22 protein-coding genes and 1 pseudogene are annotated in these 23,170 nt (G+C 62.7%); 9 read left to right on the top strand and 14 right to left on the bottom strand.

From position 1 onward, the window contains the following. Positions 1–127: 127 nt before the first annotated feature. Entirely contained in the window at positions 128–1,480 is a 1,353-nt protein-coding gene (locus ACQKRQ_RS14605) for an MFS transporter (protein WP_132374600.1), read from the bottom strand. Positions 1,481–1,597: 117 nt separating this feature from the next. Then, positions 1,598–3,469, bottom strand: a complete 1,872-nt coding sequence (locus ACQKRQ_RS14600; protein WP_427477768.1) for a glycoside hydrolase family 15 protein — start codon at positions 3,467–3,469, stop codon at positions 1,598–1,600. 144 nt (positions 3,470–3,613) lie between these two features. Here ACQKRQ_RS14600 and ACQKRQ_RS14595 point away from each other — a divergent pair, with 144 nt between their 5' ends. The 3 genes from ACQKRQ_RS14595 (at position 3,614) to ACQKRQ_RS14585 (ending at position 5,774) form a co-directional block, all read left to right on the top strand. Continuing rightward, complete coding sequence (locus ACQKRQ_RS14595; RefSeq protein WP_132374598.1) at positions 3,614–4,186, top strand: TetR/AcrR family transcriptional regulator; 573 nt, start codon at positions 3,614–3,616, stop codon at positions 4,184–4,186. Between the two features lie 111 nt (positions 4,187–4,297). Then, entirely contained in the window at positions 4,298–4,669 is a 372-nt protein-coding gene (locus tag ACQKRQ_RS14590) for a hypothetical protein (RefSeq protein WP_427477766.1), read from the top strand. 289 nt (positions 4,670–4,958) lie between these two features. Next, complete coding sequence (locus ACQKRQ_RS14585) at positions 4,959–5,774, top strand: N-acetylmuramoyl-L-alanine amidase family protein (RefSeq protein ID WP_427477764.1); 816 nt, start codon at positions 4,959–4,961, stop codon at positions 5,772–5,774. Positions 5,775–5,837: 63 nt separating this feature from the next. Here ACQKRQ_RS14585 and ACQKRQ_RS14580 read toward each other — a convergent pair. From ACQKRQ_RS14580 to ACQKRQ_RS14570, 3 genes and pseudogenes are all read right to left on the bottom strand, one after another. Continuing rightward, a pseudogene (locus ACQKRQ_RS14580) lies at positions 5,838–6,055 on the bottom strand (phosphatidate cytidylyltransferase); the annotation flags it as partial. Positions 6,056–6,174: 119 nt separating this feature from the next. Continuing rightward, positions 6,175–6,606: a cupin domain-containing protein gene (locus tag ACQKRQ_RS14575; protein WP_427477762.1), complete on the bottom strand. Its 432-nt coding sequence runs from the start codon at positions 6,604–6,606 to the stop codon at positions 6,175–6,177. Then, a complete protein-coding gene (locus ACQKRQ_RS14570) occupies positions 6,603–7,280 on the bottom strand; it encodes an FMN-dependent NADH-azoreductase (protein ID WP_427477760.1) in 678 nt (225 codons plus the stop codon). The genes ACQKRQ_RS14575 and ACQKRQ_RS14570 overlap by 4 nt, the downstream gene beginning before the upstream one ends. Before the next feature lie 226 nt (positions 7,281–7,506). On the opposite strand from ACQKRQ_RS14570, the gene ACQKRQ_RS14565 reads away from it, so the two are divergent. The 5 genes from ACQKRQ_RS14565 to ACQKRQ_RS14545 all read left to right on the top strand — a co-directional run bounded on the left by ACQKRQ_RS14565 (position 7,507) and on the right by ACQKRQ_RS14545 (position 13,004). Further along, positions 7,507–7,944 (top strand): MarR family winged helix-turn-helix transcriptional regulator, encoded by a 438-nt coding sequence (locus tag ACQKRQ_RS14565; protein WP_408176879.1) that lies wholly within the window; start codon positions 7,507–7,509, stop codon positions 7,942–7,944. A 70-nt stretch (positions 7,945–8,014) separates the two neighbouring features. Beyond that, entirely contained in the window at positions 8,015–9,532 is a 1,518-nt protein-coding gene (locus ACQKRQ_RS14560) for an efflux transporter outer membrane subunit (RefSeq protein ID WP_427477758.1), read from the top strand. A 42-nt stretch (positions 9,533–9,574) separates the two neighbouring features. Next, entirely contained in the window at positions 9,575–10,816 is a 1,242-nt protein-coding gene (locus ACQKRQ_RS14555; RefSeq protein ID WP_427477756.1) for an HlyD family efflux transporter periplasmic adaptor subunit, read from the top strand. A gap of 83 nt (positions 10,817–10,899) precedes the next feature. Next, positions 10,900–12,462 (top strand): DHA2 family efflux MFS transporter permease subunit, encoded by a 1,563-nt coding sequence (locus tag ACQKRQ_RS14550; protein WP_427477754.1) that lies wholly within the window; start codon positions 10,900–10,902, stop codon positions 12,460–12,462. 350 nt (positions 12,463–12,812) lie between these two features. Beyond that, positions 12,813–13,004, top strand: a complete 192-nt coding sequence (locus ACQKRQ_RS14545) for a DUF2964 family protein (RefSeq protein ID WP_427477752.1) — start codon at positions 12,813–12,815, stop codon at positions 13,002–13,004. A 132-nt stretch (positions 13,005–13,136) separates the two neighbouring features. Here the strand turns inward: ACQKRQ_RS14545 and ACQKRQ_RS14540 are convergent, their stop codons facing one another. The 9 genes from ACQKRQ_RS14540 to ACQKRQ_RS14500 form a co-directional block, all read right to left on the bottom strand. After that, positions 13,137–13,832: an HD domain-containing protein gene (locus tag ACQKRQ_RS14540; RefSeq protein WP_427477750.1), complete on the bottom strand. Its 696-nt coding sequence runs from the start codon at positions 13,830–13,832 to the stop codon at positions 13,137–13,139. A gap of 418 nt (positions 13,833–14,250) precedes the next feature. Next, positions 14,251–14,529 (bottom strand): DUF971 domain-containing protein, encoded by a 279-nt coding sequence (locus tag ACQKRQ_RS14535; RefSeq protein WP_427477748.1) that lies wholly within the window; start codon positions 14,527–14,529, stop codon positions 14,251–14,253. Next, the gene (locus ACQKRQ_RS14530; protein ID WP_427477747.1) at positions 14,529–15,524 is read right to left on the bottom strand and encodes a HEAT repeat domain-containing protein; all 996 of its coding nucleotides are present in this window, start codon (positions 15,522–15,524) and stop codon (positions 14,529–14,531) included. The genes ACQKRQ_RS14535 and ACQKRQ_RS14530 overlap by 1 nt, the downstream gene beginning before the upstream one ends. 63 nt (positions 15,525–15,587) lie before the next feature. Then, positions 15,588–16,376, bottom strand: coding sequence for an ABC transporter ATP-binding protein (locus ACQKRQ_RS14525; RefSeq protein WP_427477745.1), 789 nt, complete (start codon positions 16,374–16,376; stop codon positions 15,588–15,590). Next, a complete protein-coding gene (locus ACQKRQ_RS14520; RefSeq protein WP_427478341.1) occupies positions 16,373–17,125 on the bottom strand; it encodes an ABC transporter permease in 753 nt (250 codons plus the stop codon). Before ACQKRQ_RS14520 ends, ACQKRQ_RS14525 begins: the two co-directional genes overlap by 4 nt. 141 nt (positions 17,126–17,266) lie before the next feature. Beyond that, positions 17,267–18,697, bottom strand: a complete 1,431-nt coding sequence (locus ACQKRQ_RS14515) for an ABC transporter substrate-binding protein (RefSeq protein ID WP_427477743.1) — start codon at positions 18,695–18,697, stop codon at positions 17,267–17,269. A gap of 65 nt (positions 18,698–18,762) precedes the next feature. Then, positions 18,763–19,008, bottom strand: a complete 246-nt coding sequence (locus tag ACQKRQ_RS14510) for a 4Fe-4S dicluster domain-containing protein (RefSeq protein WP_132374582.1) — start codon at positions 19,006–19,008, stop codon at positions 18,763–18,765. 9 nt (positions 19,009–19,017) lie between these two features. Next, complete coding sequence (locus tag ACQKRQ_RS14505) at positions 19,018–20,751, bottom strand: fumarate reductase/succinate dehydrogenase flavoprotein subunit (RefSeq protein WP_427477741.1); 1,734 nt, start codon at positions 20,749–20,751, stop codon at positions 19,018–19,020. Next, a complete protein-coding gene (locus ACQKRQ_RS14500; protein WP_427477739.1) occupies positions 20,748–21,527 on the bottom strand; it encodes a GntR family transcriptional regulator in 780 nt (259 codons plus the stop codon). The genes ACQKRQ_RS14505 and ACQKRQ_RS14500 overlap by 4 nt, the downstream gene beginning before the upstream one ends. A gap of 241 nt (positions 21,528–21,768) precedes the next feature. Here ACQKRQ_RS14500 and ACQKRQ_RS14495 point away from each other — a divergent pair, with 241 nt between their 5' ends. After that, positions 21,769–23,091 (top strand): LLM class flavin-dependent oxidoreductase, encoded by a 1,323-nt coding sequence (locus tag ACQKRQ_RS14495; RefSeq protein ID WP_427477737.1) that lies wholly within the window; start codon positions 21,769–21,771, stop codon positions 23,089–23,091. The last annotated feature ends 79 nt before the right edge of the window (positions 23,092–23,170 follow it).

Below are 23,170 nucleotides of genomic sequence, written 5' to 3'. Positions count from 1 at the left end.
CTCGCGCGGCATTTTCCACAAATGCGTCTGAGCCACGCATCTCTTTCCAGAGGCACGGATGCGCGCGCCGCGCTTTCCCACGGACGCGGCGTTCCAGGCAATCCGCATTAGCCGCGGCACCAGGCCCCTACGACCTCACCGCCTCGCTCCCGCTCGCCACGTCAGGGTCCGAAAAACCCGCGCCCGCTTCGAGCGAAGCATCGTGATGCAGCAGTAGCACGGCCGCGACTCCAACCAGACCGGCGCCCGACAGACACAGCAGACCGGCGCCGAAGCCGCCGGTGCTGTCCTTGATCCAGCCCATCGCGTACGGTCCGAAGAAGCCCGCCAGATTGCCGAGCGAGTTGACCGCTGCAATACCGCCCGCCGCCGCCGCGCCTGACAGGAACGCGGCCGGCAAGGTCCAGATCACCGGCAGGCAGCCGAAGATGCCGAACCCGGCGATCGACAGCGCGATCATCTTCTGCACCGGATTGTCGAGCCCGGCCGCCGCCGCGATGCCGGCCGCCGCCACCAGCAGTGCAATCGCCACGTGCCGTTTGCGTTCGAGCTTGCGGTCCGAGTGACGTCCCCAGAACACCATGCTGATCACGCCGACGATATATGGCAGCGACGTCACGAAGCCCGTCTGCAGATTGGTGAGCCCGAACGATTTGACGATCTGCGGCAGGAAGAAACTCAGTCCGTAGTTGGTTGCGTTCGCACCGAAGTAGATCAATGCGACGGCCAGCACGCGCGGATTGAAAAGTGCTTCTTTCACGCTGAAAGCATGCACCGCTTCGCGATGCGCGCGCTCCTGCTTCTGGCGCGCGACCAGCCAGCCGCGTTCCTCGGCGGCGAGCCAGGTGGCGTCGGCGGGCTTGTCTGTGAGGTAGTAGAGCACGACGAACGCGAGCACCAGCGCGGGCGCGGCTTCGATCAGATAGACCCATTGCCAGCCGGCCAGTCCGCCGAAGCCGTCCATCGACAGCAAGGCGCCGGAGATCGGGCCGCCGATCACGGTGGACAGCGGAATCGCCGCCATGAAATAGCCGACCACGCGACCGCGATACGCCGCTGGAAACCACAGCGTGAGCAGGAAGATGATGCCGGGAAAGAAGCCCGCCTCGGCCACGCCGAGCAGAATGCGCAGTCCGTAAAACACGTGCGCGGCGGAGAGTCCCGTGAAGCGCGCAATATCTGGGATATACGCCATCGCGCCCGCGAGAATGCCCCACGTGAACATGATCCGCGCGATCCAGCGGCGCGCGCCGAATTTCTCCAGCAGCAGATTGGAGGGGACTTCAAAGAAAAAATAGGCGATGAAGAAAATCCCGGCGCCAAAACCGAAAGCACTCGCGGACAGGCCGAGCGCCTTGTTCATCTGCAGTGCAGCAAAGCCGACGTTGACGCGGTCGAGATAGGCAATGAAATAACACAGGATCAGGAACGGCACGAGCCGAACCGTTACGCGTTTCATAGTGCGTGCTTCGAGCTCCATCGATGTCTCCTCCGGTTCAGCGTCCGGCTGGTTTAAATGGTGTTGTTACAGACTAGACGCTGAAATCCGATTCCGGAAGATTTTTGCGCTGTCGGCGATGCGAGCGATGCTGCGTGCTCAGGTCCACGGAACGTGAACCTTGCCCAGGTTGCGGTCGAGCTGATAAGCCGCGCTGATCAGCGCGAGATGCGTGAGGGCCTGCGGAAAATTGCCGAGCGCCTCGCCGCTGGTGGCCACTTCCTCGGAAAACAGGCCGACGTGATTCGCATACGCGAGCATCTTCTCGAACACGAGGCGGCCTTCATCGACGCGTCCGGCCCGCGCCAGCGCTTCCGCATACCAGAACGAACAGGCGCTGAAGCCGCCTTCGATGCCGGGCAGTCCGTCGAGTTTCGTGCCGCGCGTGTAGCGGAAGATTAGCGGGTCCACTTTCAGTTCGCTGCCGATCGCGTCGAGCGTGCCGAGCCAGCGCGGATCGGTTGGGCCGATGAAGCGCACGAGCGGCATCATCAGCGCGGATGCATCGAGCCGCTGCGAATCCGGCGTCTGCACGAACGCGTTCAGTTCCTCGTTCCAGAAGTGCTCGTGGATATCGGCGTGGATCGCGTCGCGCGTGTCGAACCAGCGCTTGAGCGGCGCGGGCAGCGAACGCTTTTCCGCGAGACGCAGCGCGCGGTCCACGGTGACCCAGCACATCAGCCGCGAATGGAGCAGGGGCCGCAGGCCGTTGCGGAACTCCCAGATGCCGTGGTCCGGTTCGCGCCAGTGCTCGACCACATAGTCGACGGTACGCGTGACGTCGTGCCAGCCGTCGTGCGAGATCGCGGCGCCGTACTTGTTGTACAGATAGATCGCGTCGAGCAGTGCGCCGTACACGTCGAGCTGGATCTGATCGCGCGCGGCGTTGCCGATGAGCGGCACGCCCGCCACGCCGTTTTCGTTCGACAGCGCCGCGATTTCGGTTTCTTCAGGCGGCACCTTGCCGTCGACGGCGTACATGACGCTCAGCGAGCCGTCCGAGTCGCAATGACGGCTGCGCCCGGCAATCCACGTCATGAAATGCCGCGCTTCGCCGGTATAGCCGAGGCGCAGCAGCGCGTACACGGAGAACGCGGCGTCGCGAATCCAGGTGAAGCGGTAGTCCCAGCGGCGCGAACCGTCGAGCGCTTCGGCGAGGCCGAAAGTCGGCGCGGCGACGATCGCGCCATGCTCGCTGGAACTGAGCAGCTTCAAGGTCAACGCCGAGCGCATCACGACTTCGCGGTAGCGGCCGCGATACGTGGATTGCGCTGACCAGCTTCTCCAGAAGCGGATCGTATCGGTCAGCGCCGCTTCGCAATCGAACGACTTTTCGCGCAAGCCTTCGGCATCGCCGAAAGCGAAGCCGGCCGACTCGCCATTGCGCAGTTCGAATTCGGCGTGCGCCGCGCCGTCGTCGAGCGTGAGCGGCAGGGTGCTGTTCAGGCGCAATTGCATGCCGCCTTCAATGCCAGCGTCTGCGGCGGCGTGGAATTCCACCGCGCCTTCCTTATCGATGTGAGCCGTGTGCGCGCCGCGCGCATAGTCGAAGCGCGGCTCGCAATGCATCCTGAACGCCATGCGCCCATGCACGACCCGCACGACGCGGATCACGCAGTTGGGCAGCGGCGCGTCGGCGCTGGCGCCGCTGCCGTCCTCGGGCACCGGCATGAAGTCCATCAGTTCGCACACGCCTTCGGGCGTCATGAAACGCGTCAGCAAAACGTTGGTGTCGGGCAGATACATCTGCTTGACGTTGGCGGTGTCGAACGTGGGTTCGATCGAGAAAGCGCCGCCGCGCGACGGCTCGAGCAGTCCGGCGAAAATGGCCGGCGAGTCGATACGCGGAAAGCACATGAAGTCGATCGAGCCGCGCAGCGAAACGAGCGCCGTAGTTTTCATGTTGCCGATCATGCCGCGCGCGTCGGTCGGCAGTGCCGGTCTCGGTGGGATAGGTCGGTGATCGGGCATGTCTGCACACTCCGTGAAGCGAGCCGCGATGCGCTCACACGAAACCCTTTAGCAACGACTGTGCCGCGCCGTTCGTGCGGGCCGTACGGCGCATGAAGAACGCCGCCGAATGTTAAGATGCGGGCGGAATTCATGGAGCTATCGATGCGCGAAAGCAAGCGCCAGCAGGTCGTGGACAAGGCCACCGAACTCTTCTCGAAGCACGGCTTTCACCCTGTCGGCGTGGACTGGATCATCGACGATTCGGGCGTCGCCAGAATGACCTTGTACCGGCACTTCGCGGGCAAGGACGATCTCGTCAGGGAAGTGCTGGAACAGCGCTACGACTACATCATCGAAAGCGTGGGACAGCGTGTTCAAAGTGTGGGCGAACCGCTTGCGCGCGTGAAAGCGATATTCGACTGGTACGAAGCCTGGTTCCGCACGCCGGAGTTCGCCGGTTGTCTGTTCGAGCGCGCTCTCGCCGAATTCGGCACGTCCTACCCGAAGGTCTCCGAAGTCGCGATCCGTTACCGCGAAAAAATGGTGGACTGGATCGACGAGATCCTGCGCGACATCGTGCCGCCCGACACGGCGCGGCATTTCGCCAGCGTGTGCATGATGCTGCTCGACGGCGCGACGGTCGAAGCGCGCGCGTTCAACGATCCGTCTTCAGCCAAGCGCGCCTGGCAGGCGGTCGAATTGATGCTGAGCCGGAGCAAGGTGGCGTCGTCCTGAGCGATTGTTTAGGCGCCAGCAACAGTGTTTTCAGGTGGTGAGGCTGATCTCTTACGCGTGATTGCGGATAATTTCATGATTGGTTAATCCGCAAAAATGTGCAGGTGATACATGTTCAATACTGTCTCAGGCCGCATGCCCGAACGGGATGGCGCAACCGGCGCGCCCGCGGCGCGAAACGCTTTGTCGAGACGGGCGCGTGCCTTCATTACGGCCGTGGCGGCGTGCGCGAGCCTCGTGGGCTGCGCCAGCTCCAGCGACGTGGTCGCCACCAGCAAAGCCAATAGTTATACGGTCGCGGCAAGCGCGACCGGCGGACGCCTCGCCTGGGCCCGCGCGCACGAGCACGCCATGAACGAGGCGCGCGATTACTGCGAGCGTCGCGGCATGCAGACCAGCGTGACGACGGAAACCGTCAGCGGCGTCCAGGGGCTGACGGAGCACGGGTCGTCCATGAGTTTCGAATGTCATCCGAAGTTCTAGCGCCGAGCCTGATCGGCCAGCCGAGTACGGTAAATTCTGGATCGCCTTTTGATTTTCAAACTTTGAAAAAGGAAAGAAAGATTCGCGGCTGCGTTATTCGCGACCCATTGCCACAGTAAAAATTAACAATTGCGGCGCACTGACCCGATACAGTGCGAGTGAAAATCAACCGCAGAGCAACTCGCTCGATTAAAATCCCGCTGATCATTTCCGCCGAAAAAAAACGTATCGCACATTTCTAGTTTAAGACCGCCGCGAATATCATCGTTTATGAATGCCGGCGCGCTGAATGAAGGCAATCGCAAGCACTCGCAGGCAATCCGGCATTTCAAAAGTCCGCGTGCCGAAGCTCAATAAAAAGGACTCGATTGTGATCACGGCGTCGAAACGACAGAAACATGCGGTTATCGCCTCGCGTTACGCCGCATGGACACGGCGCGCGCTGCTCGCCAGCTTTACCGTCGCGGCGCTGGGCGCCGTTCCGTGCGAGGCGGCTTATATCGTCGTCGACACCGGGCACACGCCGCAGCGGCCGGGCGCGACCGGCGCAAGCGGTCGTGTCGAATATCTCTACAACCTGGATCTGAGCGCGGCTGTCGCGCAAGACCTGCAAGCGTATGGCGATCACGTCGCGCGCACCTCCGCCGACGGCAAGGAGATCGCGCTGCAGGATCGCTCGACGCATTCGCCCGGCGCCGATCTGTTCGTGTCGATTCACCATGACTCGCTCCAGCAGGCATGGATCGATGCGGGGCGTCGCCGCGACTATCGCGGCTACGCGATCTTCGTGTCGCAACTGAATCCGCATTACGAAGAGAGCCTGCGCTGCGCGAAGGCCATCGGCGAACAGATGCTGGCCGCAGGGGAAAAGCCCTCGCTGTATCACGCCACGCCGATCAAAGGGGAGAACCGGCCATTGCTGGATCAGCGCCTTGGCATTCATCGTTTCGACGATCTGATTGTGCTGAAAACCGCGCCGATGCCCGCCGTGCTCGTCGAAGCCGGCGTGATCGCGAACCCCGACGAGGAAACCCGGCTGCGCAATCCGGCGACCATCGCGCGTATCGCGCAAGCAATCAGCAAGGGCATCGAGGCTTGCCGCTGACGCGCGTCGAGTCCGCGCGCGGCGGCGAGGACGAAACGCGTAAAAGTCCAGAACGGCTTTCGGTTACGGCACGTACAGATAACGCACGAGGTAGAAAAACACCGGCGCGGCAAAACAGATCGAGTCGACGCGGTCGAGCGCGCCGCCGTGCCCCGCGATCATCACGCCCCAGTCTTTCGCACCGAGCGAGCGCTTGACGGCCGAGAGCATCAGTCCGCCGACAAAAAACCCGCCAGCACGATCGCAAGCGACATCAGAAACGCCGCACCGAAACTGAACGGCGGCGGCTGGCGGCAGCCGGTGTGAGCGCCAATGCGGCGGAGCCGGCAAGCAGGCCACTCGGGCTTGAAAAGCCCCGTGCTCACCTGCACGCCGCTCACGCGTCCGTGTCAATGCAGATTCACTTCTTGTCGAACGTAACAAGATTCTTGTCTTTCGTATCAGCCACGAAGATCGCCAGCAGCTTCGCCGGTTCGGTATCGCTCGCGTTTTCGCTGACCGTGTGATGCACGCCGGGCTTCTCGGTCCAGTGCTCGCCGGCATGGTAGACGCGCTCTTCGCCGTTGTTCACGCGGCTGCGGATCGCGCCCGACAGCACATAGCCGACCACGAACGCCTGACCGTGCCGATGCGACGGCGACCTGGCGCCAGGCGCATAGTCGACGACGAGCGCCGTGATTGTCTTGCCGGGCACGTTGGCGATCGCCTCGGCGAACGCAGGCGTGATCGTCTCGTGCTGCGCAGTTGTGTCAGCGGCGAATGCGGACTGCGAGGTCCCCAAAATAGAAAGGCTGGCGAGTGTGGCCGCCGCGATCACTGTGCGAATTTTCATGCTGTGACTCCTGACAAGAGATCCTGGTTTTCCTTGCTCGAATCCGACGACGCCCAGCCCGACGCCACCGCGTCGAGTTCGGCACGGGCGCGCCGAAGCGCTTCGGTGCGCGCTTCGGAATCGGCAAACTGCAGCGGCTGGGCATCGACAAAGGTCGGATCAGCGACGCCGAGAAAGCCGAACGCAGCCTTCAGTGAGGGCGTGAGCGCATCCATGCCTGCGTAAGGCGAGCCCGGACGCAAATCCGCGCCGCGGCTCGTGATGAAGAGCACCTTCTGACGTGAAAGCTGACCAACCACGCGGCCGTCGTCCGCGTTCACATAGGTCAGGCCCGTACGCGTGACGCTATCGATAAACGCCTTGAACGCGGAGGGCATCGACCAGTTGTACATGGGCATGGCGAAGACGAACGCGTCGGCGGCGAGCAGGCGTTGGCACAGCGCATCCGAGCCGGCCAGCGTCGCCTTCATGGCAGGCGTGCGATCCGGCGCGGCCGTGTAGGTGGCAATGGCGAAAGCGTCGGTGACGTGCGGCGGCGTGTCGATCGTCACATCCAGATAATCGACTTCGAACTGGCCGCCTTCTTCGCGCAGGCGTTCCAGAAAATAGCGGCTCAACGCGCGGGAGTTGGACCGCTCGCGTTTGGCGCTGGCGTCGACGTGCATGATCTTCATGGTTTCCGTCCTTCCATTGGTGATTTAGCGTGAGGGCAGATTAAACGCTCGAGTGGCTTTGTGAAATGACCGGTTTTGGCTAAATCAAGGTGACCACTTTTCACGCTTTCGGTAGCCGCGAAGAGGCGCGATTGTGCACGTGACTGAAACAGTCATATGCCGAAATCGATCTTTGACAATATCTGACTTTGCAGATAAAGTTCAAGCCATCGAACAGGAGGCATGAATGAACCACTACACGCCGGAAAATTTCAGCCTGACGCAGAGCGTGGGTTTCTCGATCAACAAAGCACGTAACTTGCTGATTACTGAAATGGACACTGCGCTGAAGGATCTGGACATCACCAGTCAGCAGATGGGCATTCTGCTGTCCGTGCACTGGAACGTCGCGACCACGCCGTTCGAACTGTCGCGGCTGCTCGGCATCGACACCGGCCTGATGACGCGCATGCTCGACAAGCTGGAAGCCAGGGGGTTGCTGGAACGCTCACGCAGCATCGAAGACCGCCGCGTCGTCAACCTCGAGTTGACAAAAGAGGGCAACGCGATCGCCGTGCAGCTTCCTTCGATCGCTCCGGTGGTGCTGAACCGGCGCCTGAAGAGGTTTACGAAAGCCGAGTTCGAGGAGTTTCGCCGTCTGCTGAACAAGTTTCTCGCCGAGTAGGCGAGGCCAGCCAATCATGCTGCGGACGCTCGCGGCGTTTTTTTCAACCATATATCTGACAAGTCAGAAAATGAAACCACAGTTAATTCCACGGATAGCCGGCTCGCGGGTCGCGAAGGCTGGTGTGACGGTGATCGTCGCGGCCGTGCTCTCCGCTTGCGCGAATTACGCCGGTATCTCGAGCGACAAGCAGATGGCGCAGCCGCAGACTTACGCGACTCAACAAAGCATTCCGCAGGACAACGGTCATTGGCCCGCCGCCGATTGGGCCGACCAGTTCGGCGACGCGCAGCTGAAGGCCTTGCTTGCCGAAGCACTGAAAGGCAATCCGTCGGTCGAGCAGGCCCGCGCCCGCGTCGCAGCGGCCGCCGCGTACAGCGACACGGCGAAGGCGAGCACCCTGCCGAAAGTCGGCGCGGACTATTCGTTGACGCGCCAGCAGTATTCGGGCACGGCGCTCGTGCCGCCGCCGTACGGCGGTTCGTGGCAAACGGAGAACAAGGGCTTGCTGTCCGCGTCCTACGATCTCGATCTGTGGGGCAAGAATCGCGAAGCCCTGGAGGCCTCGCTGTCGCAGTTGCAGGCGACCCAGGCGGACGCGGAAGTCGTCAAGCTGTCCCTCACGTCGGCTACCGCGCGTGACTACAACCAGCTTGCGCGGCTCTATGCGTTGCGCGACATCGCGCAGGAAGAAATCACGCAGCGCGAACAGATCGACCGCATTACGGCCGGCCGCATTGCAACGGGCCTCGACACGCAAGTCGAACGCAAGACGGCGCAGGCGAATCTCGCCACGAGCCGCGCGACGCTCGCGTCGATCGACGGCAGCATCCTCACGACGCGCTATCAGTTGGCCGCCTTGCTCGGCGCCGGACCGGACCGCGGTCTCGCCATCGCTCGGCCGACGCTCGGCGTAGGCGACGAAGTGCGTCTGCCCGACAACCTGCCGGCCGATCTGGTGAGCCGCCGCCCGGACCTGGTCGCGGCGAAATGGCGCGTCGACGCGCTCACGCACGACGTGAAAGAGGCCAAGGCCGAGTTCTATCCCGACATCAACCTGAGCGCCGCGATCGGTCTCGACGCATTCGGTTTCGGCCGTTTCCTGACGGCGGCGAGCCGCACGGCGTCGGTCGGCCCAGCGATCCATCTGCCGATTTTCGACGGCGGTCAATTGCGCGCGCAATTGAAAGGGCGTTACGCCGATTTCGACTACGCCGTCGCCACGTATAACCAGACGCTCGTCACCGCCTTGTCCGAAGTGGCGACGCAACTCGCGCAAATCCGTTCGACGGACGAGCAGCTCACCGACGCGCAAGCCGCCCAGGAAGCCGCCCGCGGCGCCGATCAACTGGCGCTCACGCAATACAAGGCCGGCCTCACGAATCAGTTGACCGTGCTGAACGCCGACACTACCGCGCTCGCCGCGGACCAGCAGGTCGCGAATCTGAAGATGAACCGGCGCGACCAGCAGATCGCGTTGGCCGCGGCGCTCGGCGGCGGTTATGTCGACAACGCCGATTCTGTCGCCAGCAGCGGCGCCGTCGTTCCAGCAGCATCCGCCAACCCCATCGTCGCCGCCGCTCGCTAAAGCGCCATCGCGACCCTTTCCCAATCAGTCAGGACTCCCATCATGAGCGATACGATCGACACCAAGCGCGCGACGACGGACGCGGACCAACCCGTGCAAGCGCAGACGCCCACGACGCGCAAACTACTGCTCTCCCTGCTCGCGGCCAGCGTCGTGCTGGCCGGTGCGGGCTACGGCGCGTACTACTTCACGACCGGCCGCTACTATCAGTCCACCGACGACGCATACGTGAGCGGCAACCTCGTGCAACTGACACCGCAAGTGAGCGGCACGGTGGTCGCGGTCAACGCGGACGACACGCAGATCGTCAAGCAGGGCGCCCCCATCGTCACCCTGGATAACGCCGACGCGAAGGTCGCACTGTCGAACGCGGAAGCGACGCTCGGCCAGACCGTGCGGCAGGTGAGCGGCCTGTACGTGAACAACGATTTCTATGCGGCGACCATCGCGCAACGTCAATCGGATCTCGCCCGCGCCAACGACGACCTGAAACGTCGTCAGGCGGTGGCCGAAACAGGCGCGGTGTCGGGCGAGGACATCGCCCACGCTCGCGACGCCGTCAGCTCCGCGCAGGCCGCGCTCGACGCCGCCCGTCAGCAGGCCGAGGCCAACCACGCGCTGACCGACCGCACGTCGATCGAACAGCATCCGAACGTGCAGGCCGCCGCCTCGAAAGTGCGCGACGCCTACCTGAGTTACGCGCGCAACACCTTGCCCGCACCGGTGACCGGCTATGTCGCGCGCCGTTCGGTGCAGGTCGGCCAGCGCGTCGCGCCGGGCAACCCGTTGATGGCGATCGTGCCGCTCGACGGCGTGTGGGTCGACGCGAACTTCAAGGAAGGCCAACTGAGGCACATGCGCATTGGCCAACCCGTCACGCTCACAGCGGATGTGTACGGCTCCAGCGTCAAGTATCACGGCCGGGTGGTGGGCTTTTCGGCGGGCACGGGCGCGGCGTTCGCCACGCTGCCCGCGCAGAACGCCACCGGCAACTGGATCAAGGTCGTGCAGCGTCTGCCGGCGCGGATCCAGCTCGATCAAAATGAATTGAATGCGCATCCGTTGCGGATCGGCCTGTCGATGCAGGTCGACGTCGACACTCACGAGGAAACCGGCGCTCAACTCGGCGCGGCGGTCAACACCTCGTACCACACGGACGTATTCGCGCAATACGGCGACGAAGCCGACGCGGAGATCGCGCGGATCATCGCGCAGAACATGCCGGCGAAGCACGAGATGGCCGCGAGCACCGCGCAGAAAAACGCCGCACGCAAGGCAGGCTGAACCCGCGGCCACCGAGCGCCGTTTTTTTTTCGCGCGTTTAACTGATAAGTCAGATTGTTTTACCGTTCCCGACAGGTGATGAAATGAATGGATCGACGAAGCCGGCCACGCTGCCGCCGCTGACTGGCGGCAAGCTGGTGCTGGCGACGCTTGCCGTGGCGCTCGCCACGTTTATGAACGTGCTGGATTCATCGATTGCGAACGTGGCGATTCCGACCATCGCCGGCAATCTCGGCGTCTCGGTGGACGAGGGCACGTGGGTGATCACGCTGTTCGCCGCCGCCAACGCCATCGCTATTCCGTTGACCGGTTGGCTCGTGCAGCGCGTCGGGCAGATCAAGTTGTTCGTGTGGGCGATTCTGTTGTTCGTGCTGTCGTCATGGTTGTGCGGGATTGCACCCAATCTGCCGGTGTTGCTCGCCGCGCGGATTCTGCAGGGCGCGGTGGCCGGTCCGTTGATTCCGCTGTCGCAAGCGATTCTGCTCGGCTCGTATCCGAAGGAAAAATCTTCGACCGCGCTCGCCTTGTGGGCGATGACCGCGACGGTCGGTCCGATTGCGGGTCCGGCGCTCGGCGGCTGGATCACCGACAGCTACTCATGGTCATGGATCTTCTACATCAACATCCCGGTGGGCCTGTTCGCGGCCGGCGTGACGTGGGCGATCTATCGCACCCGCGAAACCCCGACGAAGCGTTTGCCGATTGACAAGGTCGGCCTGCTCTCGCTGATCGCATGGGTTGGCTCGTTGCAGATCATGCTCGACAAGGGCAAGGATCTCGACTGGTTCAACTCGCCGGTGATCGTCGCCCTGACTGTGTTCGCGGCGATCAGCTTCGCGTTCTTCGTGATTTGGGAGTTGACTGAAAAGAACCCGATCGTCGACTTGCGGTTGTTCGGAAAGCGCAACTTCCTCGGCGGCACGGTTGCGATTTCGGTGGCGTACGCGGTGTTTTTCTCCAACCTCGTGCTGTTGCCGCAGTGGATGCAAGAGTATCTGAACTACCGTTCCGTCGATGCCGGTCTGGCCACCGCGCCGCTAGGCATCTTCGCCGTGATTCTCGCGCCGGTCATGGCGAAGATCATGCCGAAGTCGGATGCGCGCGTCCTGGCGACGCTGGCTTTCGTCGGTTTTGCCGGCGTGTTCTTCATGCGCTCGAACTACACCACGGGCGTGGATACATGGACGCTGGTTTTGCCGACGCTGTTGCAAGGTATCCCGACGGCCCTTTTCTTTGTGCCGCTGACCGCCATCATTTTGTCCGGCCTTACGCCCGACCGGATTCCGGCCGCAGCGGGCCTGTCGAATTTCGCGCGGGTGTTCGCCGGCGCGGTGGGAACGTCGCTGGCTTCGACCGGATGGAACGACCGGACGATCCTGCATCATTCGCAACTGGCCGAGCAGACGAGCGTGAACAATCCGACGTACACGTCGGCACTGGATGCGCTGCAAAGTTCGCTGGGAGGCAGTCACGCCCAGGCGATGGCGTTCTTCGAACGTTCGATGAATGCCCAGGCGGCCATGCTGGGACTGAACGATATTTTCTGGCTGTCGGCGGTGCTCTTCGTACTGATCATCCCGCTGATCTGGGTGACGAAGCCGGATCGCGCCAGTTCGGCTGCGGCGGCGGGAGCGGGCGGTCATTGAGGGCGGCGCAGGCGGCGAGCGGCATGGTTACCCGTATTTACTATTGCCCGTTCGCCGCCTACGATAGATTGAGGTTTCCGGCTGACGACGCACGTGATCGCCGTAACCGAGATTCGATGACCGGCTGACAGACCGGCTTATAAACTGACTTGCAACGGCTTCAAGGCGAACCGACGCAAGCTTTCCGACAGGCATCGTCGAAGCATGAGCGCACCGGCTCATCGCGATGACCCGAGCGGAAGACCCGGCTGCAGCGCGCAACGCTGGTTGCCAGAAAAAATACTGCGCGGTTCGAGGTCTTCCGTTGTTCCTGTGCGTCTTACGGCACCAACATCTTGCGGGAGAGCGCCATGATTCGCGCCGAACGTCGGATCGTATTCGCGGCCATCGCGGTGTTCGTCGCGCTGGGCGGCATGGCGATGGTCATTCACGGTGTGCTGTTCGACACGCGCAATTCCACGCTCTATGGCGGAGTGTTGCTGGTGCTCGGCGTCGCAGCGCTGGCGCTGATGCTGACGCCGCGACCAACGGATAAATCGTGAAGTAAGGCTCGCAACGGCCGATTGAAATATGGCCGCGCCAACAGCTGTGGCGCGCCATCGGCTTTCCGGTTCGGCGCGCCCTGAGTCCTGCAGCGGCCGGCACGCAAAGCGCCGGCCGTGTTGCGCAAGCAGTTATTCCGCCGCTGCGCCGTGACTGCATCCAGCGTGATGAACGTGACCTGCCTTGCTGTCGTCCCATGCCGAGCCGAGAATGATCTTGCAGAAATTCAGCCGCTTGTAATTGGGATCTTTCATCTCGAGGACATCGGCTTTGACGTTGCCGAACGTGGTTTCGGGTTTGCTGATCGTGCCTTGCGCAAACGCATCGATGATCTTGTTCTTGAAGTCCTGCTCGCGCGGATGCGCGGCCACCACGCTGACGCGTTGCGCGTCGTCGAACTCGTGATACCGCATGCCGAGCACGTCCATTTCCACGCCCGCGGTCACCAGCGAGACGACCGGCTTCAGATGCTCGGGCACACCCGGCGTGGTGTGAAGCGCGATCGACAACCAGACCTGTTCGATGTCGTACTCGTTGACGCCGTGGCTCTTGAGAAAGTCGCGCGCGGCATTGGCGCCGTCGACTTCGAAGCGATCTGTTTTGCTGCTGTAGCCCGGCGTGAGGCCCATGTCATGAAACATCGCGCCGATGTACAGCAACTCGGGGTCGTACGCGAGGTTGCGGCGCGCTCCCGTCAACGCACCCCACAGGAACACGCGGCGCGAGTGATTGAAAAGCAGATCGTTCTCGGTGTCGCGGACCAGATCGGTTGCTGCCCTCGCGAGACGGCTGTCTGGAATGTGAATGCCGGCAATGGTCGTACTCATCGAATTTCTCCTGGACAAAGATAGTGCCTCGTGAGGCGATGGACTTCGTGTCGTTCGGGCAATGCCCGGACAGCGTTATCGATTCGCTGTGAGCACCGCCCGGTGATGTCCAAGTATCCGTCGGAGTCGCCTCTGGGTGAGGCGCAATCGACCGGTAAAGCGTGCCAGTGATACGCCGTTTTCTGCCATCCGCGCCCGTTGCGCGTTGGCCGGTGCCTGACGAGGCGCTTGTGGCGCAACCGCCGGGTTTGATTTCGCTAGTTCACTGGCGAATATGGATCGATGGATTTGTTCGTGGCGACATGCGAGAGAGGCGCCGAGAATCCAGTGAGCCGCGCGAGAATTCTGGTATCGATATGTCGGCACAGACTAAAGGCTTGCTGACGCAGAAGATGAGCATCGGCCCTGATGGCTGTATTCAATCCAGTCTCTTCAGGTATTCCCACGGGTAAATCCCCTGCGCGTGGCCATCGCTGAACACGATCTGCATGCCGTAGCCCATCGGCTGCATATCGACGATCGCGACGCGCGACGAATCGAGTCGCGCCTCGCCCGCATGCGCGAGGCGACGGCATGTCGAGCAAGGGCAGCGTTCTCTCAACGTTGTGTTGTCGATCGATTGCGTGCGTCCGTCATCCCACGTGAGGGACAATCGCCCGCTCGCGGCGTGGACCGTGATCTGCCGAGGGGCGCTCATCACCGCACGCTTTCGATTTGAGTCGAGGCGATCCGCGCCGCCTTGCGGACTTCCGGATCGGGATCCGTCGCGGCTGCCTGCAAGGCCGGTAGCGACGCTGCGTCGCCCAGTTCGCCCAGCGACAAGGCCGCTTCCTTGCGCAAATTGCTGATCGCATGCGTCAGCAGCGACGCGACCGCCGTGCTCGTGCGTGCGTCGCGTAGCTTGCCCAAAGCGCGGACCGCTTGCAGCCGGACTTGCCAGTAGTCGTCGGCAAGAGCGTCGATTAGCGCATCTCTTGCGGCCGTCGCGCGCAGTTTGCCGAGCGTGGCCGCCGCTTCTTCACGGACCTGCCACGCGGCATCGCGTAAGGCGCCGAGCAACGCGACAACGGTGTCTTCGGTCGACGCAGCGCCGATCCCCAATGCACCGATCGCCGCGCGCCGCACGGCGGCATTCGGATCCTGCGCGGCGATGCTGGTGAGGGGTCCAAGCGCGCGCTCGCTTTTCAGCCAGCCGAGCACGCTCACGGCTTCGAGCCGCACGAGGTCTTCGCTCGCTGTCAGCGCGTCCAGCGCGGGGTCGAGTGCGCCGGCATAGCGCAACTCGCGTAGCCCGCGAAGCACCGCCTGGCGCACGAACGGATCATGGTGCGTGGTCCAGGCTACGAGCAGGGGACCCGATTGCGAGTCCTTCAAACCGGACAGACTCTGCGCGGCCGCTTCGCGGACTTCATCATCAGGATCCGCCAGCGCCTCGCAGAGCGCCGCTACCGCATCGGCGCGTTCCCACGCACCGAGCACCTGAGCGGCCTGCGCGCGAACTTCCGACGACGTGTCTCGACGCAACGCGGCGACGATCGGTTCGAGCACGGCTTCGTCCTCGAGATCGGCAAGCGCGAGCAGGGCGATGCGGCGCACCGCGGCGTCCGCGGATGTCAAACGCGGCAGCAGTTCGGCGGCTTCCGGATCGAGAGAGGCGGGGTCGAAGGTCAGCGGAAGCGAAATATCGGTCATGAAAGGAGTGATGTCTGGAGTGGAACGGATCTGGCCATTACGCCGCTCGGGCAGGCGAAGTCGTCATGCCGCCGCTTCGCGCAGCAATGCGAGGCAGCGCCGCTTGATCTCGACGAATCGCGCTTCGGTCGTGGTCTCGTCGTCGCGTGGACGCGGCAACGTCACGCGCAGATCGGCGACGATGCGCGCGGGCCGCTGCGAGAGCACGAGAATGCGGTCGGCGAGAAACAGCGCTTCGTCGATATCGTGCGTGACGAACAGCACGGTCGTGGGGACCTGCGTCCACACGTCGAGCAGCAAGGCCTGCATCATGCGGCGCGTTTGCGCGTCGAGCGCGCCGAACGGCTCGTCCATCAGCAGCACCCGCGGCCGGTTGATCAGCGCGCGTGCGATTTCCACGCGCTGCTGCATGCCGCCCGACAACTGTGCCGGATAGCGTGTGCCAAATCCGCTCAAGCCGACCAGATCGAGCAGGTCGCTCGCTTGGCGGCGCCGCTCGTCGGCGGCGAGGCCCTTCATCTTCAGGCCGAACGCGACGTTGTCGATCACGCGCTTCCATGGAAACAGTGTGTGCTGCTGAAACACGAGGCCGCGTTCCGGATGCGGACGCAGCACTTGTTCGCCGTCGACGGCGATCTCTCCCGCGCTGGCCGACACATGACCGGCGAGCGCGGCCAGCAGGGTGGATTTTCCGCATCCCGACGGTCCCAGCACGCAGACGAATTCGCCCGGTTCGACGCTGAAGTCCAGGCGATCGAGCGCGGTGAAACGCTGCTCACGCAAGCCCACTTCGACGCTCAGAGCCCGCACGTCGATGCGGCCCGCCGGTTTCGATTGCAATGGCGTACTCATCGCTGCGACGCCTCCATGCGGTACCACGGTATCAGCGCGAGGCCGGCACGCCTCACCAGCAGACTGCTGCCCATGCCCAACGCGCCGATCAGCAGCATGCCGACGACGATGTCCGCGTAGTTCTGCAACGTGTACGACTCCCATGTGAAATAGCCGATCCCGTATTGACCCGCGATCATCTCGGCGCTCACCAGACAGAACCACGCGGTGCCCATGCCGATCGACAGGCCCGTGACGATGGCGGGTGCGGCGCCGGGCAGGATCACTTCGCTGAACAGTGCGCCGCCTCGCGTGCCGAGCGAACGCGCCGTCGCGACCAGCCGCGGATCGACGCCTTCCACGCCGTGAATCGTGTTGAGCAGGATCGGAAAGAGCGCGCCGATAAAAGTGATGAACATCATGCTCATCTCCGATGAAGGAAACATCAGGATGGCGAGCGGGATCCACGCGACCGCGGGAATCGGCCGCAATACTTCGAGCGGCGGCAGCAAGGTGTCTTCGAACGCGCGATAGCGGCCGATAGCGAGCCCGAGTCCAATGCCGACGACGCTCGCCGCAACAAAGCCAACCAGCACGCGCGTGAGGCTCGACAGCAGATGCATCGGCAGCTTCGGCGAGTGGAGCAGGGCCCACGCCGCCGGCACGACATCGCTCGGCGCCGGCACATTGGCGAAGGTCACGAAGCCGAACGAGACATGATGTTCGGCGAGCACTTGCCAGATCCCCACGCACGCCAGGACGGCGGCCATCCTGGCCAACGCGCGGATAAGGCGCGCTGGTCTCCAGATCTGCTGATCGGCTGCGGCGCGCCGGATGCTTGCGGTTTGCGCTGCTTCAAGAATGGCTGACATCGAGGACTCTCCTGAGTGAGGCAGGCCGCGGCTCGGCGCTCAGCGCGCCGCGACGGCTTGTGTCGCGTCGGTTTTGGCGGCGGCGAAATCCACGACATTGCCGTTCACCTGTTTCGCGTAGCTATCCGCGTTTTCTTTCAGAAGGAATCCGGCGAGGTTGCCCTTGGCATCCTTCACGTACCAGGCCTGATTGGCAAAGAGCTTCAGTCCGCTCGAATGATCCTGGATGTAGACGACGCGCACTTTTTTGCCGCCTCGTTCGAACGTATTGACCGCGGCAAACGCTTCCTGGGCCGACGCGTAGTTGCGCACCTTGCCTTCGCCATCGACCCAGACCTGCGTGACGCTGCGCAGATCGGTGATGCGCTTGCCGGTTTGCGCGTCATCGGCGACGAGCGGTTGCTTCGCGTAGTTCTTGAGCGCCGCGTCGTAGTTCAGGCCGGATTGCTTGAACGCTTCGCGGATATAGCGATCGTCGATGAAGGTGTTCACATCCAGATCGACGTCGGTCTTCTTCAGCAGCTTGAGCGTGCTGATGGCCGTGACCGTCGCCTGGCGGTATTCGGGCTTCCACGTCAGATCACGCGTTTGCAGACCGAGCGGCCCGTGGAACAGATAATTGACTTCGGCGTCGATGCCGGTCACTTTCTGGATCAGCTGACTGTACTTCTCCGGATCTTGCGCGAACAGCTGGTTGGCTTCGATCACCGCGCGCAGATACGCGACCACCACCTCCGGATAGCGCTTCGCGTAGTCCGCATCGACCAGCGTGCCGTGGAAGGTCGGCGCATGCGTCTGCGCGCCGTCGTAAATCTTGCGCGCAAAGCCGCGGAACGGGAACAGTTCGGCGAACGGCACGAAGTCGGCATGGGCGTCGATCTTATGCGCCTTTAGCGCGCTGCCTGCCACTTCCGGCGACTGCGTGATGATGTTCACGTCGGTGTCGGGATTCCAGCCTTGTGCCTTCACGGCCCGCAACAGCATGCCGTGCGCTGCCGAGGCGAACGGCACCGAGATCGTCTTGCCTTTCAGGTCGGCGACCGAGCGGATCGGCGAGTCGTCCGGCACGACAATGCCGTTGCCGCTGCCCTCGATGCTGCCTGAGAGCACGGTAATGAACACGCTCTTCTTACCCGCCTTCTGGAAGGCCGTGCCGTTCAATGAACCGGGAAAGTCCGCCATCGATCCGAAATCGAGCTTGCCCGCGACCATCTCATTGGTGATCGGCGCGCCGGACGTGAAGTCTTTCCATTGCACGTCGTATTTGACGTCCTTGTACTTGCCGTCGTGCGGCAGATACTTGTCGAGCAGATTCAGTTCGCGGATCAGCAGGCCGCCGGTGGCGCAATTGATCGTCGTGTCCTGAGTGCCGATCGCAATGCGGATGGTCTCGGCGCGCGCCGCGCCGGCGGTGAGCGCCAGCAGGCCGCTCGCGAGGAGCGTCGTGGCAAGCAGATGACGGATATTCATGAGTTAAACCCCGGTTGATAAGCGGCCGTGTTTCAAAGTGGATGGTTCGTCGCGATGCTTCGTCGTTACCGCAGCAGATAGGGAATCTCGACCCTGACCGCATCGGTCGGGCAATCTTTTTCGCAAGGCATGCAGTACCAGCATTCGTCGAACTTCATATAGGCCTTGCCTTTGCTCAGATCGATCGCGAGCAGGTCGAGCGGGCAGACATCCACGCAGACCGTGCAGCCTTTGTCGGCAATGCACTTGTCCTCGTCGATCGTGACGGGTGCGGCGCTGCGCTGGAAAATGTTGTGCGGTGTCGTCGGCATGGTGGCTCCTCAGGCGTTGGCAAGCGCGGGTTCGCCGATGCGCAAGTTCTGATAGGCGTGACTGTCGTGAGCGTCGAGTGGCACCACGTAGGGTTCGACGGCGCGTTTTTCGCTGCTCATGCGACCCGTTGCGTCCTTGCGCAGATGCGTGTGGCAAAACCAGTCCGCGTCGTTGCGCTGCGGATAGTCGACCCGATGGTGGTACAGCCCCCAGCGGCTCTCCGTGCGATACAGCGATGCGTGCGCGGCCATTTCGGCGCAATCGCGAATCGCCCGCACTTCGGCGGCGCGCATCAGTTCGTGCGGATTGTCGGCCTTGATCCGGCCGATGTCGTCGGCGATTTCGGCAAAGCGCTGCTGGCCGATTTCCATCTTGCGCGTGACTTTCGGCGGTTGCAGATAGTCGTTCACCATGCGGCGCAGCTTGTATTCGACCTGCGCCGGCGCGAGCCCGGTGTCCCGTTCGAGCGGGGCGTAGATGCGTGAGCGCTCAGCTTCGATCTGCTCGTCGTCCAGCGCGGCATGCTCGCGGCCCTCGATGTATTGCGCGGCGTTGTGGCCGGCGAACCAGCCATAGGTAAACGCGCCGAGCATGTAGTTGTGCGGCACGGCCGCCATGTCGCCGGCAGCATAGAGACCCGCAACCGTGGTTTCCGCGCGTTCGTTCACGTACACGCCGGATGCGCTATGACCGCTGCAAAAGCCGATCTCGGAGATGTGCATCTCGATCATCTGCTCGCGATAGTCCGTGCCGCGTCCCGCATGAAAACGTCCGCGGCTCGGGCGCTCGTTCGTATGCAGAATCTGCTCGATGGTCCGAATGGTTTCCTCGGCGAGGTGGTCGAGCTTCAGAAACACCGGGCCATTGCCGCTCTGCAGTTCCTGATAGAACTCCCACATCATCTGCCCGCTCCAGTAATCGCATTCGATAAAGCGTTCACCCTTGCCGTTGGCAGTAAAACCGCCGAGCGGTCCCGTCACGTAGGCGCAGGCCGGGCCGTTGTAGTCCTTGATCAGCGGGTTGATCTGGAAGCACTCGAGATTCGCCAGCGCGGCGCCGGCGTGATAGGCCATCGCGTAGCCGTCGCCGGCGTTGGTGGGGTTCTCGTAAGTGCCCATCAGATATCCCGACGACGGCAAGCCGAGCCGGCCCGCCGCGCCGCAGCAGAGGATCACCGCCTTGGCGCGCACCACGTAGAAATCGGCCGTGCGGCAATCGAAGCCCAGCACGCCGCAGGCGCGCCCTTGCGCATCGGTCAACACGCGAGTGACAACGATCCGATTGGTGATCGCAATGCGCGCGCGTTTGAGCTGCCGGTACAGCACTTTCTTGATGTCGTGGCCTTCCGGCATCGGCAGGACATAAGAGCCCATGTGATGCACTTTCTTGACGGCATAGTCGCCGGTGCCGTCTTTTTCGAACTTCACGCCCCAGCGGTCCAGTTCCTCGATGGTCTTGAAGCTGTGCCGCGCGTAAGCGTAGACGGCCGACTGATCGACGATGCCGTCGTTTGCGATGGTGATTTCGCGCGTGTATTGCTCGGGTGTCGCGTGACCGGGGATGATGGCATTGTTCAGACCATCCATCCCCATCGAAATCGCGCCGCTGCGCTTGACGTTGGCTTTTTCCAGCAGCAGTACCTTGAGGTTCGGGTTCTGTTCCTTGGCCTTGACGGCAGCCATAGGGCCGGCCGTGCCGCCGCCCACGACGACCAGGTCGTACTCGATCACATGTGTATTCATTTCGTCATCCTTGTGCTCTTCTTCTCTTTCTGACGATCGATGCGAAAGCGGTACTGGAATGCATCGCCGCGGAAATAGAGGTATTCGTAGTCGATCGGCGTGCCGTCCGCGCTATGGGTGAGACGTTCGATCCGCAGCACCGGGCTGCCTTCCTCGACGTTCAATGCTTCGACGATGTCTTCGTCGGCGAGAATGGCGTCGATGGAGACGTCCGCGTGGCCGAGCGGCACGGCGCAATCGTTCTCGAGAATCAGAAAGATGTCGCGCGTGACGAGGTCCGCATTGGCGAGGCGCTTGCCCAAAGCTTCGGGCACCCATGTGATTTCCAGCGACACCGGTTCGCGATTGAGCAGGCGCACGCGGTGGATCTCGGTTACTTTCGCGCCTTCGGGCAACTGCAGGCGCTGAGCGATCTGGGCGGTGGCCGGCATGAAACGGATGTGCTTGAGCTGGTTGACGATTTCATAACCCATCGACGACATCGCTTCGGCGAAGCCCTGCAGCGCGCTGACGTTCTGGAATGCTTTCGGCTTGGAAACGAAGGTGCCCTTGCCGTGCAGCTTGAAAACGAGGCCTTCCTTCTGCAGATCGCCGAGTGCTTGCCGCACGGTGATGCGGCTGACGTCGAACATCGCGCACAGATCGTTTTCGGAGGGCATCTGCGAATGGGCCGCATACGTGCCGTTGAGAATGCGCGCGCGCAACTCCGTCTTGATCTGCTCGTAGAGCGGAGCAGCGGCAAGCGGCAGCACGTTGGCGAGGTCGGGTTTCGTCATGGTTTTGCGGGGTTGTCCGTACTTGTTATGACAAGTTGAATCACAGTCTAGTGATGGAGTCGTGCCGGGCGAACGAAGATTTTGTGCTTTGTATTTCTTCAGGGACGCATTTGGGATGGATGCCGGCGCGCATCCGCGCGGCACGGCGGCCGGGAGTGGGAATGACCCGCGAATCGGCCGCAAGCAGCCGTGGCGAAGCGCGATTAAACTGGCCCGACCTATTCGCAATGGAGAGCGGCACATGTCACGTCAGCTTCGCCTCGGCGCCTTCATGCGTCCCACGACGATTCATACCGGCGCATGGCGCTATCCCGGCGCCTATCCGGACGCCAACTTCAATTTCGGCCATCTGAAGCGTTTTGCGCAGACGCTCGAACGCGGCCGCTTCGACGCGTTCTTCATGGCCGACCATCTCGCGGTGCTCAATATGCCGCTGGATGCGCTCAAGCATAGCCACACGGTCACGTCGTTCGAGCCGCTGACGCTGTTGCCCGCGCTGGCGGCGGTAACCGAAAGGCTAGGGCTGGTCGCCACCGCGTCCACCACGTTCGACGCGCCTTATCACGTCGCCCGGCGTTTCGCCTCGCTCGATCACATCAGCGGCGGCCGCGCGGGATGGAATCTCGTGACGACGTCGAACCCGGACGCCGCGCTCAATTTCGGCCTCGACGAGCATGTCGAGCATGACGAACGCTATCGGCGTGCCCGCGAGTTCTTCGATGTGGTCACCGGCCTGTGGGACAGTTGGGCCGACGACGCCTTTGTCCGCGATACGGCAACCGGTACCTACTTCGATCCGCAGAAACTGCATGTGCTGAACTACAAGAGCGACAACTTCTCCGTGCGCGGACCGTTGAATATCGCGCGCCCCATTCAGGGCTGGCCGGTCATCGTGCAGGCCGGTTCATCCGAAGCGGGGCGGCAGATCGCGGCCGAAACCGCCGAGGTGGTGTTCACCGCGCAAAGCAATCTGGCTGACGGAAAGCGCTTCTACGCCGATGTGAAAGGCCGCATGGAGAAACTCGGTCGGCAGCGCGATCACATGAAGATCTTGCCGGCCGCCTTCGTCGTGGTGGGCGATACGCTGGACGAGGCGCAGGAGACGCGCGCGCGACTCGACACGTTCGTTCACTACGAGAGCGGCCTCGCTTCGTTGTCGATTGCATTGGGGCACGACGTGTCCGGCTTCGATCCCGACGGCGCGCTGCCTGACATCCCCGAAACCAATGCGAGCCGTACGGCACGGCAAAGAGTGGTCGAATGGGCGCAGCGTGATGGCCTGACGATTCGTCAACTCGCGCAGCGCATTGGCGGCTACTCGGGACTTGAGATGGTCGGCACGGCTGCGATGATCGCGGATCAGATGGAGCAGTGGTTGGTGGAGGAGGGCTCGGACGGGTTCAATGTGATGTTCTCGCACCTTCCCGCCGGCCTCGATGACTTCGTCGATAAAGTCATTCCTGAATTGCAGAAGCGAGGGCTGTTCCGGCGCGAGTATGAAGGCGTGACGCTGCGCGAGAATCTCGGTTTGCCGCGGCCTGAAAACCGGTTTTTCCCCGCGTGATGTGAGCCGCTCTTGGCGACGCGGGCATTCCAGCGCCGGCGATATGACTTTCGCCGCTTAGCACCTGAGAATTGCTTCG

The organism is Paraburkholderia sp. NPDC080076, assembly GCF_050281145.1.
In the GTDB taxonomy this organism is placed as follows: Bacteria; Pseudomonadota; Gammaproteobacteria; order Burkholderiales; family Burkholderiaceae; genus Paraburkholderia.
The sequence above is the reverse complement of the archived record's forward strand: the minus strand, read 5'-3'. Positions and strand labels throughout refer to the sequence as shown.